Source organism: Sabulibacter ruber (assembly GCF_017355955.1).
GTDB classification, from domain to species: Bacteria; Bacteroidota; Bacteroidia; order Cytophagales; family Hymenobacteraceae; genus Nibribacter; species Nibribacter ruber_A.
The window spans coordinates 346,259-362,771 of sequence record NZ_JAFFID010000003.1; the positions used below are offsets into that span (position 1 = coordinate 346,259).

The following is a 16,513-nucleotide window of genomic DNA, read 5'->3' on the forward strand; positions in this document are numbered from 1 at the left end:
ATTAATGACGGCTGGCGAGTATTCCTGAATCTTTGTAATTGGCGGGAACGGCTTCTTCCACAATCGTCCCGGTTTCGGTGATCCGGTAGGTGGCCGTAGCCAAAGGTTCATACTTGAGTACCTGATTGTTTTCAAACCCAACCTTATCAATGGGGTGCTTCCAAATCCGTTTGAAATCCTCCAGGGTAATCAGGTTATTCTCAACTCTGCCCTTTTTCACTTTCTCCGCCGAGCACTGGCAGCTGAACAACAGGTTACTGATGAGTTTGCCTTTAGGATCATACGTGACCAGTTTGGTTAAAACCGGCTGCATTTCTTCCCCATAGAAATTCACCGAGGAATAAACCACGGCGGTGTAAGCCGGAGTTTCGGCCACTTTGCCCACAAAGAAGAAATCATGGGAAACATCACGGCCGAAGCTGGTATTCTGCATTTCCGGTATGTACTTGGCAAAGTCATAGCTGATGGAGCGGTTATACTGTTTCATATCAACCTTTTCTACCGCTATCTCAAACGGCTGCTTCACGCTTTGGAAGGATTTCAGGAAAAGCGAGTACAAATCACCGGCTTTTTCCTTCACCCTGCTGATCTTCACCTGGGCCAGGGCATACTGGAAATCGGCTGATTGGAAGTCTTGCCGCAGGGTTGGGTACCTCAGGATTTGGGCTGTATCTGAGAAACCCGCGTTCAGGGCCTGCATGAGTTCTGAGTTGTATCTTTCTTGACTGCCGGGGTTCCTGGCGCGGTACAGTCGGCTATGTGCCAAGGCTTTCCCGAAATAAATTCCCGCTACCGGCTTAAACTGCAGATACTCTGCCACTTCAAACGCCTTGAGAGCTTCCTCATCTTTGTGCTGAACCTCCAGCAGGGCATAGCCTAACTCATAGTAGGTTTTTGCCTCAGGAAACAGGCGGATGGATTGCTTGAACAAGGGAATAGCCTCGGCCGGATTTTTCTTGTTTTTTGCAAAGTCAATAGCTTCCAGAAACAATTGACGGCTTTGGCGCTTAACAGAATCTGAAGCCAGTTCTTCAGAATCAAAGACCACGTCATAGACTATTTCGGGATGGTAGAAGTCTTTCTCCGGCAAGGGCTCACTGGCAACCTGTACCACATATTCCTTTTTCTGGGGTTGACCACAGGCTCCTAGTAGTATGACCAGAAACAGGCCAGACAGTTGTTTCATTTGGGAAGCGTTTAGCGGCAGGAATATAATGATTTTAATGAAAGCTTAATCAATTGCCGACCGCCTTCGCTTCTGTTTTCAACCTATTTTCCTCAAAACGCCTCCAAAACGGAACCGGCACTTTCTAGAACAAATCTTTCATCTGCTGCACCAGCGTATCGCCGGCCATCCAGGTCATCAGGAGCACTACCACCACCCCAAAAAAAGTAAGCAACCGTGGGTGCCGGTACTCTCCCATCAAGGTTTTCTTTTGCGCCGCAATGAGCATGGTGCCCAGGGTGATGGGGAGTACAAAGCCATTCAGCAATCCGGCCCACACCAACAACGCCACCGGCTTCCCGATGGACACAAAAATGACCGTGGAGATCACGATGAACCCGATGATAAACCAGTTCTCGTTCCGGGCGATGCGCGGATGAAAAGACTTGATAAAGGAAACCGAGGTATAGGCAGAACCTACCACCGAGGTAATGGCCGCGGCCAGCATCATCACCCCAAACAATTTGTAGCCCAAATTCCCGACGGCCAACTCAAATACCGAGGCCGGCGGGTTCTCGGGATTCAGGGTCATTCCCTGCTGCAGCACTCCCAGCGTAGCCAGGAACAGAAACACCCGAATGATGGAGGCCAGGGTAATCCCGGACACTGCGCTGGTGGTCACCTGCCCCAGCGATTCTTTCCCTTTCACGCCGGCATCCAGCAACCGGTGTCCGCCCGCAAAGGTGATATACCCACCCACGGTTCCGCCCACCAACGTAATGATGGCCGAGAAACTGACTTGCTCCGGGGCAAATGTTCTGATGGCTGCCTCGGCTAAAGGAGGCGAAGAAATCCAGGCTACGTACACAATCAACCCAATCATGACCACCCCCAGAAGCTGAGCAAACCGGTCCATGAGCTGACCGGCTTCGCGGACCAGGAAAATCCCGATGGCTACCGCGGCTGAAAGCACCGCTCCCATTTCCACCGACATGCCTGAGAGCACATTGAGGCCCAACCCGGCGCCACCCACATTCCCAATATTGAAGGCCAAACCACCCAGCACAATCAGGAAAGAGATAAATGCTCCCAAACCAGGCAGCACGGCATTGGCAATGTCCTGAGCCCGTTTCTCAGAGATCGAAATCACGCGCCATACGTTCAGCTGCACGCCAATATCCAATACAATGGAAAGCAGGATCACAAACCCGAAACTGGCACCCAAGCTCTGGGTAAAGACGGTGGTTTGGGTGAGAAAGCCCGGCCCTACCGCCGAGGTGGCCATCAGAAACGCCGCTCCCAGTAAAACACTCCAGTTTCTTTTCGGGGACATATTTTTTGAATGAGTGAATGAGTGATTGAGTGAATAAGCGATTGGGTGATGGGTTATAGAGCAGGTACCGCTTGCACCGAAATTCCTTCAGCCTGAAAAGCTTCCCTGATCTGCCGGGCGAAGGAAAGGGCGTGCGGACCATCGCCGTGCAGGCAGATAGTATCGGCTTTGATGGGTACCTCCATCCCCTGCAGCGACAGGACTTTGCCTTCCCGCACCATCCTGACTACTTGTTGTAAGGCTAGCTCAGGATCAGAGATCAGAGCATCTGACTGCCTTCTGGAGGTCAAGGTTCCATCTTGTTGGTAGGTGCGGTCGGCGAAGACTTCCTGGGCGGTTTGAAGGCCAAGTTTCTCTCCGGCTTTGATCAGTTCGCTTCCGGCTAACCCGTACAGCACAAGGCTGGGATTTACCTTGTAGACCGCTTCGGCAAGAGATTCAGCTAACGCGGGGTTAACGGCCGCCATGTTGTAAAGGGCCCCATGCGGTTTTACATGGTGTAACCGCCCTCCCTCTGCCGTCACGAAAGCTCCTAAAGCCCCAATCTGGTAAACGGTCATATCATAGGCTTCCTCCGGAGACACCGCCATTTCCCGGCGCCCAAAGCCCACCAAATCAGGCAAACCAGGGTGTGCGCCTATGGCTACCTGTAATTCCAGGGCATTCCGCACAGTCTTTTTCATGACCGAAGGATCGCCGGCATGGAAGCCGCAGGCAATGTTGGCGGAGGTGACGTACGGCAGAATGGCTTCGTCATTTCCCATGCGGTAAGCACCGTAGCTTTCGCCTAAGTCGCAGTTTAAATCAACGGTTTGGGGTAGTGTCATCTGATAAGCTTTACAGAAATGGCTCTTTTTATCTGCTCTATGTTTTGCTCCTGCCGGAAGTAGAGCTGGTACGCTTCCTCCAGGCTTACTTCCTGGAATTTGATTTGTTTCCCGGGTAAGGTCTGTGCCAAAATCGGGAGGTCCGCGGAGATCACCTGGGCTATTCTGGGGTAACCACCCGTTGTTTGGTGATCGGCCATGAGCACAATGGGATTTCCCTGGGCCGGAACCTGTATCGTCCCGAAGGTAACCGCCGTTGACAGCAACTCTCGCTTTTCTTTCAAAACAATTTCCGGCCCTTCTACCCGGTAGCCCATTCTGTCTGATTGGGACGTTAGGTTGAAGGGCTGCTCCCAAAACGCTTTCTGGCTTTCCGAAGTAAACCAATCATATTCCGGTCCCTTCACAACCCGGATAGTGGGATTCTCCTGATAGGCGGGCAGCAGTTCCGGGGCGGGGTACCAATTTACTTGGGCAAAACCTTCCTGATCAGAACGGTCTTTCAAGAGATAACTGCTCCCCGTAAAAGCTGCATTGCCACAGGGAATAAGTGCCCCCTCCTGCAGCGCTTTCCCGTTTAGTCCCCCAATGCCCGCCCGCAGATAAGTAGAGGCACTGTTCATACTTTCAGGCACCTGTATTCCGCCTGCCAAAGCCAGGTAACCCCTGGCGCCGTTTTTCGCTCGGCCTATTTCCAGCACCGCTCCTTCTTTGACCCAGACAGGCCGCCAGGAAGCGGCTGGTTTGCCATTGATTCGGGAGGAAAACGATGCGCCCGTCATGCAAATCAGATGATCGGCCTCAAACCGAAGCGTAGGACCCAGTAAGGTAAATTCCAGCGTGGCGGCACCTTCTTCATTGCCCACCAACAAATTGGCAACCCGGTGCGCCACGGTATCCATGGCCCCGCTTACCACCACGCCTACTTTCTGGTACCCAACCCGACCCAAGTCCTGCACGGTGGTAAGTAATCCCGCTTTCTCTACCTTAAGACTCATCAATGCCAGTCTCCTTCCAGTTTTTGAACTCAGATGCGGTGATGGGATAAAATTTGATGACATCCCCGGCCTTCAACAAGCTAGGCGATGCCGCATTGGGATTGAACAGCGGTACCGGAGTTCGGCCAATGAGTTGCCAGCCACCCGGCGTTTCCAGCGGATAGATGCCGGTCTGGTTTCCCGCAATCCCTACAGAACCAGCAGGAATGGAAGCTCTGGGCGATGCTTTTCTGGGAGCGGCAATTCGCTCGTTCATCCCGCCCAGGTAAGGGAAACCCGGCGCAAACCCGATCATGTACACCAGGTACTCTGCTTGGGTATGCAGGGCAACTACTTCCTCGGGGGTAAGTCCATTGGTTTGGGCCACAAATTGTAAATCGGGGCCAAAATCGCCGCCGTAGCAAACGGGTATTCTTTTGATTTCGGGGGCAGTAAGTTCAAAGGGTGCGGGCAGGTGCTCCAGCAATCCCTTCACCAAACGGGCTACCTGCTGAAAGGGCGTAGAACCTCCTACGGACAGTTTATGCTCCTTGGGGTTGTAATACACCGTAACTGTGGTGAAAGCCGGTACCTGCTCCACAAAACCCGGAAAAGGATGTTGCTCCAGTAAGCAGGACAAGGCTTGTACCCGGGAAAAGATCTCAGGAGAAATAACGTCGCCAAACTGCACCACCAAGGCAGCCTCACCCATGGGGTACAGCCTGCAGGGTTGCTCCTGGCCTGATGCGGTTAAACTGGATGTCATTTCTCAGAGGTGTTTAATTGGCTTAGTACAGTTCCGGACTCTTGAAGGGCACAAGGGCCAGCACTACCGCCTGCTCATAAAGCTCTTTCCGGTCCACCACCCCCTGCGAGAGAATGCCAATGGCTCCGCCTTTCTGTTTGGAATTGACCTGGCCGAAGATCTGGTCATTGGCAGGACCCAACTCCACTCCCTGCGCTACCAGCTCAGCCACCGCCTTGGGCAAGAAAAAAGTGCCCGACCGGGCCTGCCCCACTTTCTCTCCGGCCTGCACCACAATCCAGGCAAAGGTGGTCAGGTCCTGGCCCATCACGTCTACTCCGCCTTCCAGCCCTACCCAGAAATCAGCCTCAGGTTGTAAGGTTCGGGCGTTCTTTACCCGGTTCAAGGCACCTTGCAGCGTTTCTTCATCTGAAAACGGCTGGTCGGCTACCTCTGAAGGCACAGATACTGGTTCTGCGGTAAAGGTTACATCTGGGAACATGCGCTGCAGCCCCGCCAAGGCGGCCTGTACTTTCACCGGATTGGTAGAGGCTACCACTACTTTCTTTTCAATCATACATCAAACATTGCGCTTTCCAGAACCTTATGGAAGAGGGGGCTAAACCGTTCTACTTCTTTGGTTTGAAACTGTTTCTAGAAAAACAGGCTTAAAACCGAAACTCTGGAGAGCATATCTCCCTGCAAGAAAGGAGAAGTTTGTATTTTTGAAAAGCATGAAAACTAACTTTCTTATCAGCTGCTTTAAGAGCACCCTTCTTCTGGGGGTGGCGGCGGCTTCTTTTTCCTGTACCCGCAGCCACATAGTTCCTAAGCAAACAGCCGTTATGATAGAAGCGGGAGTTCCCCAGCGGTTAGCCGAGTTCAGGAAGGCCATCATTTCTGACCTTGCCTACCAACTCACGCTGAACATCCCGGCTAAAAAGCAGGAGCCCATTCCGGCCACCGAAACCATCATTTTTCACCTCAAAGACAACTCACAGCCCCTGCCGCTGGATTTCAAAGAAAAAGCAAACCACCTGATTCAGGTTGAGGTGAACAATAAGGCGGTACCGGTAGGTTTGGTGAAAGAGCATGTGCTAATCCCGGCCAGGTACCTGCAAAAAGGCTCCAACCAGATAGAGATTCAGTTTATTGCCGGCAATCTGTCGCTGAACCGCAGTGAGGATTACCTGTACACCCTGCTGGTGCCAGACCGGGCCCGAACGGTTTTTCCTTGTTTTGACCAACCCGACCTGAAAGCCACGTTTGAGCTCACCCTGGCTCTGCCACAGGATTGGAGCGCCATTGCTAACGGCGAGGTGGTGGCGGAGTCCATCTCGGGAGACCGGAAAACCCTTCGTTTCCGGAAATCAGACGTTATTCCCACCTATCTGTTCTCTTTTGCCGCCGGTAAGTTTCAGACCATAGAAAAGGAAGCAAACCAGCGCACCATGCGGTTTCTGCACCGCGAAACCGACCAAACCAAATTACAGGAAAGCGTAGAACCCATCTTCCGGCACCACAAGGATGCGCTGGCGTTTTTGGAGCAATACACCCAAATTCCGTACCCTTTCCAGAAGTTCGATTTTGTAGCCATCCCTGATTTCCAGTACGGCGGCATGGAACACGTGGGCGCCATTCAGTACAAGGCCTCTACCCTGTTCCTGGACAAAGGTGCCACACAAGACCAGAAAATTGCCCGTTCTAGCCTAATCGCCCATGAAACGGCGCATATGTGGTTCGGGGACCTGGTGACCATGCAGTGGTTCAACGATGTCTGGACCAAAGAAGTCTTCGCCAATTTCATGGCCGATAAGATCACCCAGGTTTCCCTAGCCAATTCTAACTTTGATCTCAAATTCCTGATTGACCACCTACCCGCCGCCTACAGCGTGGACCGCACGGCCGGTGCCAACCCCATCAGGCAGCAATTGGATAATTTGCAGGATGCCGGTTCCATGTACGGCAACATCATCTACCACAAAGCGCCCGTCATGATGCGGCAATTAGAGCAACTCATGGGCGAAGCCGCTTTCCAGAAAGGCCTGCAGGAATACCTGAAAAAGTACTCGTTCAGCAACGCCACCTGGCCAGACCTCATCCAGATCCTGGATAACTACACCCCCGCCGATTTACAAGCCTGGAACCAGGTTTGGGTAAACGAGCCCGGCAGACCAATCTTTGACTATTCCCTGCAAACCAACGGCAACAAGGTTCAGAAACTGAGCCTCATCCAGAGGCCGGAAGCAGGCGCTGACCGTCTGTGGCCGCAGTTCTTTGAAATCAGCCTGGTGTACCCAGACCGGGTGAAGGAGGTGATGGTGCAGATGAAGGAGCGGGAAGTTGAAGTGCCAGAGGTTTCCGGCCAGGCCGCTCCCCTGTTTATCCTCTTCAACACCCAGGGCCACGGCTACGGAGTGTTTCCAGTAGATGAGAAATTGACGGCCGCTTTGTTTACGGCGAAAGATCCTGTGGCCCGGGCCTCGGCGTACATCAGTTTGTATGAGAACATGCTGAATGGCCGGTACCTGCCCCCTACCCAGCTATTGGAGCTTTACCGCAGCGGCCTTACCAGGGAAACTGAAGAATTAAACCTGAAACTGCTTACCGGCCAGGTAGCCGATATTTTCTGGAAATTTCTGCGGCCAGCCGAAAGAGCCCAGCTGGCCCCGGCGCTGGAACAGGAAATCTGGGCAGCGCTGGAGCAAAACCCAGACCCTAACTCCAAGAAACTGCTGTTCAAGGCTTACCAGAATGTGGCTCTCTCCCAGCCTGCCCAGGACCGGCTTTACCAAATCTGGCAGAACCAGCAGGCACCGGCAAAGGTAATCCTGACCGAGGAAGACTACACGTCGCTGGCTTTGGCATTGGCGCTGCGTGATTACGCCGCCCCGGAGCCAATCTTGAAAGCGCAGCAGGCCCGCATCGCCAACCCAGACCGCAAGAAGAGACTGGAGTTCCTGATGCCAGCCTTGTCGGGCCAGGCGTCTGTCCGGGATGCCTTTTTCGCCTCGTTGAAAAATGAAGAAAACCGGGAAAAGGAAGCCTGGGTTATTTCTGCCTTGGGTTACCTGCACCATCCTTTGCGGGCAACCACTTCAGAAAAATACCTGGCTCCCAGCCTGGACCTGCTGCAGGAAATCCAGCTCACCGGCGATATTTTCTTCCCCTATAACTGGCTATCGGCTACGTTCGGATCGTACCAAACCCCAACGGCGGCCCAAACCGTGCGTAATTTCCTGCAAAGCCATCCAGATTACAACCCCAAACTCAAAGCCAAAATATTACAAGCCACCGATGATCTGTTCCGGGCCGAGAAACTACTGACCCGGTAACCTAAGCGACCCTATTTTAGGGTTGATTTCTGAAAAACACCCAGAAAACCGCTTTGGAGCCATGCAAGTGAAAATTGCTTATGCTCCAAAGTGGTTTTTTGCTTCTTTGAATTTTCCATCTTCAGGACAAGCCTTCCCTGGAAATTAAAATAAGTAGTATTTTGGTTTGTTCCCCTAAGCCGGGAAGCATCTTGCCGAGTTCTTTTGCGTACAACAAAACAAGCCGGAAATAGGACCATTCATTGGCAACGTGTTGGCAGCAATCTGTCAGCACGTTTGTTTTAGAAGCAAGATCCCCGGAAATTGATGATACCTTATTGCTCAACCTTTGAGCTATACAAAACCACTTAAACCAGAGGAGGAAATCTACAGGATATGCAGGTGAAGGATAAACTTAAGAAGTATTACCAGCACTACCAGGAACTGAAAGAGAAAGGCGGGCCGGAAGAGAACACCAGGTTGTTTGAGGCGGTAATAGAGCTGGAGGAAGAGATTATGGCTGCCTATGGCCTTCCTCCCTCTCATGATCACCTGCAACTGCTTTGGCAGTTCACCGAGGCCACCGACCTTTCAGAGGAAGTGTTGCAGGAAGTACAGGAAAACCTGCAGGAGGCGGCCACCGCGCACCTAACCGCACCGGTAAAGACGAACCTGGAAGTGCTGCTGGAAGCCAAAGAGGAAAAGGAAAGCGCCTTCAATGTGCTGCCCGAGATTGGTCAGCCCACCCATGATTATCCTATTTTCCTGTATGAGGAACTGCTCCTGAAAGGCAAAGCCAGCCCCGAGGAAGTGCTCAGGGAGATGGAAACGGTGAAAGAACTGGATTGCTACGGCGAGGTAGCCACCTTGCTTTACCATCACCGGAAATCTTACCGCAGAACCAAGATCTACAAGAAGCTAAAGCCAACCCTTCACTTCCTGGATACTTATCTGCAGCAGCTGAGATCCTTAGGCGATAGCACTGAGCACACTACTTTTGTGTCTTCCTTTTTATCTGAAGCTGAAAAACCAGCCCCAAAACAGGAGGTTCAGACCCAGAAACCGGGCGTTATAGATCCCAACTCCTACACCCCGGAGGTTGTGTTACTCACCGACACCCTTGAGATAGAAGAGATTGTCTATGACGAGGATACCGCCGTGACCATCAACGGGAAACTGCGCTCAGACTCTGGGGCCCAAAACATCTCCCTGGGGTTTGTGATGGAAGAGCTTTTTGCCATGCTCATGCACTACGAGGACCAGGGACAGCACATTGTTGACATTTTCCGGCAATTTGCCCAGAAACAGTTGCCCGACTCTCCTCACATCATTGACCTGAAGGACACCACCGGCAGTACGTTTGTGGCAGACCAGCACTATTTCAAGGTCTACAAACCGCTGTATCTGGATGAGGAAGGAAATCACCGGGTCATGGAAGAAGAGTTCTACCTGGTAGACGAAGTATTGGAGAAAGCTACCTACCACGAGGCCCAGGTGGGTTCTACCAAAGCCTCGCTTCAGAGCATCCTCACCCAGGTATTACAATCGTACCACGTGTATATCCGGCACTTGTTTGAAGGCTCAAGCGAGGAAGACGCCCGCCAGCAGAGCGGCCTTGACAACCCTACTCTATTTGAACTAGGCAAGATCCTATACAATCTGGAGAAGCACAGCAGTTAAATTAAACCGCTTTACGATCTCTGACGAATGTGTTGCATGAAGCATTCTAGTATTTGAGATCATTGCCTCATACAAGAGCCGTTTTACGCCTGTTCTTTTCAATACAGGCATAAAATGGCTATTGCTCTAAGAAAATGATTGTTAAGGCTCCTGTTGCCTGTGCGGTGATTAAGCCCGCACCTACATTAAATTTCACCTTCTACTCTGCTTTCTACCTCACTTCTCTCCTGCTTTGGGACACTTTAAGTAAGGAAATAAGACGTGAAAGCCTCTGGCAGCGGCTAATCAAGGTTTGCTACAGAAAATTTTTATCGCAGATTCTAAATTCAAACAACTTGATTTACAGTCGATAGCTAAAAAGCACAAAATTTATTTTAACTTTTTTTCTCCAGACCTTTTGCAAATCAAAAAGCGCCCTCTATATTTGCACCATCAAAACCGACAGATGGTCCGTTCGTCTAGGGGTTAGGACACCAGATTTTCATTCTGGTAACAGGGGTTCGATTCCCCTACGGACTACTAAAAGCCTCTCAGTGCAAACTGAGAGGCTTTTTTTATTTCCCATCGGACACTATTCGGACACCAATAACCCAATATTTCGCACTTAGACTACAGATAGACTTCTATTCAAACAGCCTTTTGTTTGAACCAATGAAGAGCAACCCTCACGTAACGGTGATTATATCCATCTGCAATGCTAGTGACCTTTACTCCTGTTATGCCTAGCTATTAATGCTAAGTTTGAATTTCATAGGTCTGGCAAGGAATTAATCGGACTAGGATGGCAAGCATACAGAAAGAATTTGAAGCAGGGATTATTTTTAAGTGATTTATCAAACTACTTACCTTTTTGATTTATCTCCCCCACAATTTCACCGAATAACCGATCTGATTTCAAGTAACACCTGGTGATTACCGGCTATGAGCTCGTTCACACAGGTTGGCCAAGAAGTGCCTGTATCTGCTTCTTGACGGTTTGACTGCCTAAGCAAACCAATCAAGCGGTATTAGCTCCCGGCATTTTGACTAGCGAACGGTCTTATAGGAATATGATAGATTGTTGGCGCAGCGAATATGGAGCAATACACAAGGTGGGGCTAGCAAATATGGGCACTAGCAAGATCAAAACAGAGGCCCCCCCTGAACCAGCTATTGTTTTTAGAAATACAGGAAAAGGTGGGTAGACATTATCCTGCATCATATAGAAGTAATAAGGGAATAAAAGCTGTACAAACAGCCTAAACCTTACTCTAACCAAGAAAAGGAAAATAGAAGGTCAGTAAAGGGCAAAACAGAAGCAGAACAGCATGAACTAGCCCAGGGACTAAATAAGAAAGTGGTCAAGTTGAAGAAAAACTACAAGTAGGATGACAGAAAAATCATATTACGAATATTTGAAAAACGATTGAAACTATATAACATTGTTCCTTTCTATTTCATTGCAAATCAACAACTCAATATCATCATTCTATGAAACACCTTTTACTCTTTGTATGCTTGCTTATTGTCTTTGTATCATGTGACAATAGCGAGGAGGAGGCTCCAACTGTGCAATTTGAATCTGACAGAACAAGCATTTCCCTTGAAGGTAATGTAAGCAGCAAAGACTCCATCTCTATTAAAACCGGGTTGAGTTGGACAGCAACAGTGACACCTGCAACAGCGGCCTGGCTACATCTTAGCAAAACGAAGGGTGAAGGGAATGACAAGATTGTCCTCACTGTCGTGGAGAATAACCTGACAGGCACAACCAGGAATGCTACTGTATCGATCACCTCACCGGGGAATACATCGGCAAAGCCTATTATAGTAACTGTGGCTCAAACAGCTTCCTCTAACTGGGTAAAGACCTTCGGAGGCCAGTCCGAGGAATCCTTCAATGCAGTAGCACGCTCCTCAGACGGTGGCTTTTTCGCAGGAGGTGGTTCCTCAAGTAAAGACGGTGAGCTTTCAGGGAATCACGGCTCAGCAGATGCATGGGTTGTCAAGGTAGACGCCAATGGCAACAAGGTATGGCAAAAAGTGTATGGAGGCTCTGGGGCTGAAAGCGTTAGCGGCATAGTGGCAACGCAGGATGGGGGATGTATCTTCAGCGCTACTACAACAAGTAGGGACCAGCAGGTAATCACAAACTTAGGTTCTACCAATATTTGGTTAGTGCGGCTAGACGCCAGCGGTAATATTGTTTGGCAAAAAACCTTTGGCACCTCCAATATTGACTTAGCACATGCTATCACTGCCTCAACGGATGGAAAGTATATAGTAGCAGGCGCCACAACAAAAACTGTTTCCTATGGCTTTAACGATGATGACTTTTATGCTGTAAAGTTTGATGGCAGTGGGAATATTGTTTGGGAAAAGACGATTGTTAACACTAGCTCTTACAGAGACAGAGTGTATGGCATAACAGCTAGTCCGGATGGTGGATGCGTGCTAGCCGGCGAGACAATGCCTAATACTACTGAATCAGGAAGTGCTAACGCCTATAATGACGCATTGCTTGTAAAACTTGATGGAGCTGGAAATGAACAGTGGCAAACTATTATCAAAGGCTCAAGGAGCGAGCAGGCGCAGTCAATCACTACCTCTAAGGATGGAGGGTATATTGTAGCAGGTCATTCTCAGAGTGTTGATGGTGATATGGCATTCAACACGGGACAGACAGATTACTGGGTAGCTAAAGTGGATCAGAACGGTAATAAGCTATGGGTAAAAATGTATGGAGGCTCAGGTCAGGATGAGGCACATTCCATTGTATCTGATCCGGACGGGTATATCATCGCAGGATCCAGCAACAGTAGCCATGCAGGTTTGGAGCCAAGCAATGGGGCGAATGACTTCTGGATTATCAAAATAAACGAGGCTGGTAATATGCTTTGGCAGAAATCAGCAGGCGGGTCAAAGCATGACAGGGCATACGATTTAACAAAAACCAATGAAGGGGATATAATAGTGGCAGGACACACTCAGGGCATGATTAAGGGTGTTTTGGAAAGAGATGAAATAGGAGACGGACTCCTTGTCAAACTAAAGCAGTAACTGGCCTATTATTATCTTGCACCAGGTTCTCCCGGGTATCGGTGTAGGCGTTCCTGTGGATGAAGCCGCCCGTTTTACTTTATTGGGGCGGTAAATGCTTCCCTTTTGCTCAATGTGTCTGTACCGGTTTCGTTCCGGATTGATGTCCGACTTCAAGAGGAAAAATCACACCTTGGCGGGAAAAACTTAAGCAGGAGTTGGGCACAGTGACTGACAACAGCCGGGTACAGGGAAGGGATTCCGGCCTGAGTCACGCATCTATACTGTTCTCGCAGGCCATTACTAGGCACTAAAAGCTAGTTCAAATAGGTAACCAATTTATATTAAACTGGCTTTATAATGGATCTTTTGTTCATCAAGTTTCCTTTAGAAGGTTATACCTGCTAGCTCTTACCATAAGTAGTCTCCTGGAACTAATATATCTTTGTGGATACGGTTCAATAATTCATTCATAAGGACGACCAAAACGCCTCCCAGAGCAGACTGAGAGGCGTTTTATTTTTCATCGCTCAAACCAACGTACAACTTTCCTTTCCTGTTTATTTGGGTTTGATTACCCCTTAGTTCACAAGCACCAGTTCAGACACTGACTAATGGATGACATATAGGCCACCCCCAAGTGAAACTTTATCTTCACGGAAGGCCAATACAGGTTGATTACACAGGCAGGAAATTTCACCTCAACACAAAATCACTCAACGTGACGTGGTGGAGTTGAGGGTTAGTTTCATCTACGTAGATATTGTACTTGGCGGGGTAAAAGGTATTGGACTCCTGAAAATACAGGGGCTGCCCAAAAGCAACCGACGCCTTTTCTCCCTTTTGCATCTGCTTTATTACTTCCAGATCCTTGTTTGGAGCGGTGGGTTGCATTTGCCTCGTTCACTCCAAGTGCAGTCAACTTTTCCCGCTCCCTTTAGTATCAATAAAAATACATTATAAATATCTCATATTTAACCTATTAATTTCAAAACAAATGGGAATAACACTGGAACAAGCCGATAAGGCAATTCAGGCTGCGCTGGAGAAAGCCAGGGAGCTTAACCTGAAGATGAACATCGCTGTGGTGGATGCCGGGGCCAACCTGACGGCTTTCGCCCGCATGGACGGCGCGTGGCTAGGCTCCATTGACATCGCCATCCGGAAGGCCAGAACGGCCCGTTTCTTTGACATGCCCACTGGCGATCTGGGGCAGGCCTCACAACCGGGCGGCCCGCTCTACAACATTGAACACTCCAACGGCGGGCTGATCACCTTCCCGGGTGGACTTCCTATCACGGGAGGAAATGGTGAGATAATCGGGGCCATTGGCGTGTCTGGCAGCACGGTGGAGAACGACCATACAGTGGCTCAGGCCGGCGTGAACGCGATTGCCCCATAGGAAAGCAATCAATGATTTTGTTGGACTTCCCCTTTTCCGGGCCTCTCTGATTGAGTGGCCTTTTTTCTAACAGAAAAGATGATTAGGGTTTTAGGGTAGCAGAGGAAGCTGCGCCATCAACTACCAGTAATGATTGAAAGAGACAAGTATTTTTTTGAGATGCACCAAACCAATGGAGTGTTGACATAACAAAACAAGCACTTGGCTTGTTTTTAGCCTGCCATGCTGCCTTCCGTACAACAGAATGCTCCCCTGAGGTACTTCACCTTCTTTTACCTGTACTTCATGCAGGGGGTTCCTTCGGGTTTCGCCCTAACGGCGCTTGCCAATTACCTGATCGGGCAAGATGTACCGCCTGCTACGGTGGGAGCATTTGCCAGTACGGTGGGGCTCCCCTGGGTAGTCCAGATGGCTTGGGGGCCGCTAATTGATAGGTTCAGTTCCTCTGCCTTGGGACCCTACAAACGCTGGGTGGTCTTCACGCAGTTGCTTGCTTTTGCAGCCTCTCTGCCGCTGCAGGCCATTCAGGACCCCACCCGGCAAACCGGTCTACTCGCCGCTCTCTTCTTCACCCATAGCCTATTCGCCTCCGTGCAGGATGCCAGCGTAGACGCTTTGGCGATTTCCTTGGTATCGGACCGCGAGAAAGGACGAGTTAACGGTTTTATGCGGGGAGGATTGCTGCTGGGAATCAGCTTTGGCGCAGCAGGCCTCTCCTACCTGCTGCACGCCTATGGATTTGCTATCGCGGCCGGTACCATGTCGGCGGTGCTGCTTCTGTTCACGCTCCTCTTTATTGCCACTCCCATGCAAGGCAAAGAAGCTCTTAGAATATCAATCCAGGGACAAACAGACTCAAACCCTGAGTTCCGGCTGGTGTTCACCCGCCTCTTCCGGAGCCTGCTGAGCAGGGAGTCACTCGCGGTGTTCGGGCTGGTGTTCTTCTCGTATCTCTGCTTCAGCTTATTTACGCGGTCTCTGTCGTTCCACCTGATCCAGTTGCTAGGTTGGGAAGACAGGCAACTGTCCCTTTTCCAGGGAGGCTGGGGAGCCGCAATAACCCTTGTAGTGGTACTGGGCGGTGGTTACCTTGCCGACAGAGTGCACCTGAGAAAGATGTACTATTGCACCATTACAGGACTAGCTGTGTTCCTGGTTCTTTTCAACGGCTACCTGCTGGGGTATAGCAGTGATGGATGGGTAAAGTTCGGGTTGGTGTTCTGGGGACTGGCCGACCCGCTCTTCAGCGTCTGCAGCTTTCCATTACTCATGGCGATCTGCGACCATAGAGTTGCGGGCTCACAGTTCACCGCCTATATGGCCCTGATCAACTTGTCTGATGTGATTGGCGCCTTTCTCAGCGGATGGCTTCTGCAGGCAGTTGTTCCGCCGATGATTGGCTTAACGGCGGGCTTCCTCTTGCTCACGATAATTGCCTGGCAGCTTTATACGCGCGCGCGAGTGCCCAGTGCCGCTTAGCCAATCTCATTGGATTTAAAATTCCTATGATACACGCAGAAATCTAAGGAGTGTACGCTTAAGGAGGAGGTTCCGTCAGAACCTATCGGAGGTATTTGCTTTGCCCACTTGTTCAAAGTGCGTCGCCTGTTTGATGGTTTTTCCTTTCCCTTCGGCGTCTTCATAGGAGCGTTCCTCTACTTCCACCGAGAGGGTTTTGCCCTTCAACTCTTTGGTGTCCACCTCTGATTTATCTATTCCAAGCGCCCTCAGAAAAGAGGCCAGAATAGGTTGCCCGGGCTCGCTTAGGTAGAAACGTTGGTTCACAAAACCGTCCTCGTTCTCCAGCCGGCAGTTGATGAATGGTATGTCCTTGTTTTCACTCTTTCCTTCTTCTACTTCGGTCACTGTTACTATGTGACGGCCTTCGGGTAGAAATGGCTTTTCTTCTATATTCAGTTTCATACTCTTTAGTTACATATTTTGCTAATATTTTACGCAAAACAGGTTTAAAGGTTATGAGTTTAGCCGTTTAGAAGCTACAAATGTTAATATAATTAGCAAAAACTCTGTAGTATGCTCCCTTAATTTAAG

At 50.1% G+C, this 16,513-nt stretch carries 13 protein-coding genes and 1 tRNA gene; 6 read left to right on the forward strand and 8 right to left on the reverse strand.

The features are described from left to right. Position 1 precedes the first annotated feature (1 nt). From JT719_RS17135 to yjjX, 6 genes are all read right to left on the reverse strand, one after another. Positions 2-1,186: a tetratricopeptide repeat protein gene (locus JT719_RS17135; RefSeq protein ID WP_207434749.1), complete on the reverse strand. Its 1,185-nt coding sequence runs from the start codon at positions 1,184-1,186 to the stop codon at positions 2-4. A 124-nt stretch (positions 1,187-1,310) separates the two neighbouring features. Further along, positions 1,311-2,498 carry an NRAMP family divalent metal transporter gene (locus tag JT719_RS17140; RefSeq protein ID WP_207434751.1) on the reverse strand — a complete coding sequence of 396 codons (1,188 nt, stop codon included), beginning with the start codon at positions 2,496-2,498 and terminating at the stop codon, positions 1,311-1,313. A 53-nt stretch (positions 2,499-2,551) separates the two neighbouring features. Beyond that, a complete protein-coding gene (gene pxpA / locus JT719_RS17145) occupies positions 2,552-3,325 on the reverse strand; it encodes a 5-oxoprolinase subunit PxpA (RefSeq protein ID WP_207434753.1) in 774 nt (257 codons plus the stop codon). Next, positions 3,322-4,323 (reverse strand): 5-oxoprolinase subunit C family protein, encoded by a 1,002-nt coding sequence (locus JT719_RS17150; protein WP_207434755.1) that lies wholly within the window; start codon positions 4,321-4,323, stop codon positions 3,322-3,324. The genes pxpA and JT719_RS17150 overlap by 4 nt, the downstream gene beginning before the upstream one ends. Continuing rightward, positions 4,313-5,068 (reverse strand): 5-oxoprolinase subunit PxpB, encoded by a 756-nt coding sequence (gene pxpB, locus JT719_RS17155; RefSeq protein WP_207434759.1) that lies wholly within the window; start codon positions 5,066-5,068, stop codon positions 4,313-4,315. The genes JT719_RS17150 and pxpB overlap by 11 nt, the downstream gene beginning before the upstream one ends. A 22-nt stretch (positions 5,069-5,090) precedes the next feature. Further along, on the reverse strand, positions 5,091-5,624 hold the full coding sequence (gene yjjX / locus JT719_RS17160; protein ID WP_207434760.1) for an inosine/xanthosine triphosphatase: 534 nt from the start codon (positions 5,622-5,624) through the stop codon (positions 5,091-5,093). A gap of 157 nt (positions 5,625-5,781) precedes the next feature. On the opposite strand from yjjX, the gene JT719_RS17165 reads away from it, so the two are divergent. The 4 genes from JT719_RS17165 (at position 5,782) to JT719_RS17180 (ending at position 13,080) form a co-directional block, all read left to right on the forward strand. After that, positions 5,782-8,382: a M1 family metallopeptidase gene (locus JT719_RS17165; RefSeq protein WP_207434761.1), complete on the forward strand. Its 2,601-nt coding sequence runs from the start codon at positions 5,782-5,784 to the stop codon at positions 8,380-8,382. A gap of 375 nt (positions 8,383-8,757) precedes the next feature. Further along, entirely contained in the window at positions 8,758-10,041 is a 1,284-nt protein-coding gene (locus JT719_RS17170; protein WP_207434763.1) for a hypothetical protein, read from the forward strand. A gap of 447 nt (positions 10,042-10,488) precedes the next feature. Beyond that, positions 10,489-10,560, forward strand: a tRNA-Glu gene (locus JT719_RS17175). Between the two features lie 951 nt (positions 10,561-11,511). Further along, positions 11,512-13,080, forward strand: a complete 1,569-nt coding sequence (locus tag JT719_RS17180; protein ID WP_207434765.1) for a BACON domain-containing protein — start codon at positions 11,512-11,514, stop codon at positions 13,078-13,080. Between the two features lie 675 nt (positions 13,081-13,755). Here JT719_RS17180 and JT719_RS17185 read toward each other — a convergent pair. Next, a complete protein-coding gene (locus tag JT719_RS17185; protein WP_207434770.1) occupies positions 13,756-13,908 on the reverse strand; it encodes a hypothetical protein in 153 nt (50 codons plus the stop codon). A 148-nt stretch (positions 13,909-14,056) separates the two neighbouring features. Between JT719_RS17185 and JT719_RS17190 the strand changes: the two genes are divergently transcribed. Together JT719_RS17190 and JT719_RS17195 are read left to right on the forward strand one after the other, a co-directional pair. Continuing rightward, positions 14,057-14,461, forward strand: a complete 405-nt coding sequence (locus JT719_RS17190; RefSeq protein WP_207434771.1) for a GlcG/HbpS family heme-binding protein — start codon at positions 14,057-14,059, stop codon at positions 14,459-14,461. A gap of 222 nt (positions 14,462-14,683) precedes the next feature. After that, complete coding sequence (locus tag JT719_RS17195; protein WP_207434772.1) at positions 14,684-15,940, forward strand: MFS transporter; 1,257 nt, start codon at positions 14,684-14,686, stop codon at positions 15,938-15,940. Between the two features lie 75 nt (positions 15,941-16,015). Here JT719_RS17195 and JT719_RS17200 read toward each other — a convergent pair whose 3' ends face one another. Further along, positions 16,016-16,384, reverse strand: coding sequence for a hypothetical protein (locus JT719_RS17200; protein WP_207434773.1), 369 nt, complete (start codon positions 16,382-16,384; stop codon positions 16,016-16,018). Between the last annotated feature and the right edge of the window lie 129 nt (positions 16,385-16,513).

Excerpts from the sequence above, each read along its gene's own strand:
- JT719_RS17135 (WP_207434749.1), bottom strand. The coding sequence starts at position 1,186 with ATGAAACAACTGTCTGGCCTGTTTCTGGTCATACTACTAGGAGCCTGT.
- JT719_RS17140 (WP_207434751.1), bottom strand. The coding sequence starts at position 2,498 with ATGTCCCCGAAAAGAAACTGGAGTGTTTTACTGGGAGCGGCGTTTCTG.
- pxpA (WP_207434753.1), bottom strand. The coding sequence starts at position 3,325 with ATGACACTACCCCAAACCGTTGATTTAAACTGCGACTTAGGCGAAAGC.
- JT719_RS17150 (WP_207434755.1), bottom strand. The coding sequence starts at position 4,323 with ATGAGTCTTAAGGTAGAGAAAGCGGGATTACTTACCACCGTGCAGGAC.
- pxpB (WP_207434759.1), bottom strand. The coding sequence starts at position 5,068 with ATGACATCCAGTTTAACCGCATCAGGCCAGGAGCAACCCTGCAGGCTG.
- yjjX (WP_207434760.1), bottom strand. The coding sequence starts at position 5,624 with ATGATTGAAAAGAAAGTAGTGGTAGCCTCTACCAATCCGGTGAAAGTA.
- JT719_RS17165 (WP_207434761.1), top strand. The coding sequence starts at position 5,782 with ATGAAAACTAACTTTCTTATCAGCTGCTTTAAGAGCACCCTTCTTCTG.
- JT719_RS17170 (WP_207434763.1), top strand. The coding sequence starts at position 8,758 with ATGCAGGTGAAGGATAAACTTAAGAAGTATTACCAGCACTACCAGGAA.
- JT719_RS17180 (WP_207434765.1), top strand. The coding sequence starts at position 11,512 with ATGAAACACCTTTTACTCTTTGTATGCTTGCTTATTGTCTTTGTATCA.
- JT719_RS17185 (WP_207434770.1), bottom strand. The coding sequence starts at position 13,908 with ATGCAAAAGGGAGAAAAGGCGTCGGTTGCTTTTGGGCAGCCCCTGTAT.
- JT719_RS17190 (WP_207434771.1), top strand. The coding sequence starts at position 14,057 with ATGGGAATAACACTGGAACAAGCCGATAAGGCAATTCAGGCTGCGCTG.
- JT719_RS17195 (WP_207434772.1), top strand. The coding sequence starts at position 14,684 with ATGCTGCCTTCCGTACAACAGAATGCTCCCCTGAGGTACTTCACCTTC.
- JT719_RS17200 (WP_207434773.1), bottom strand. The coding sequence starts at position 16,384 with ATGAAACTGAATATAGAAGAAAAGCCATTTCTACCCGAAGGCCGTCAC.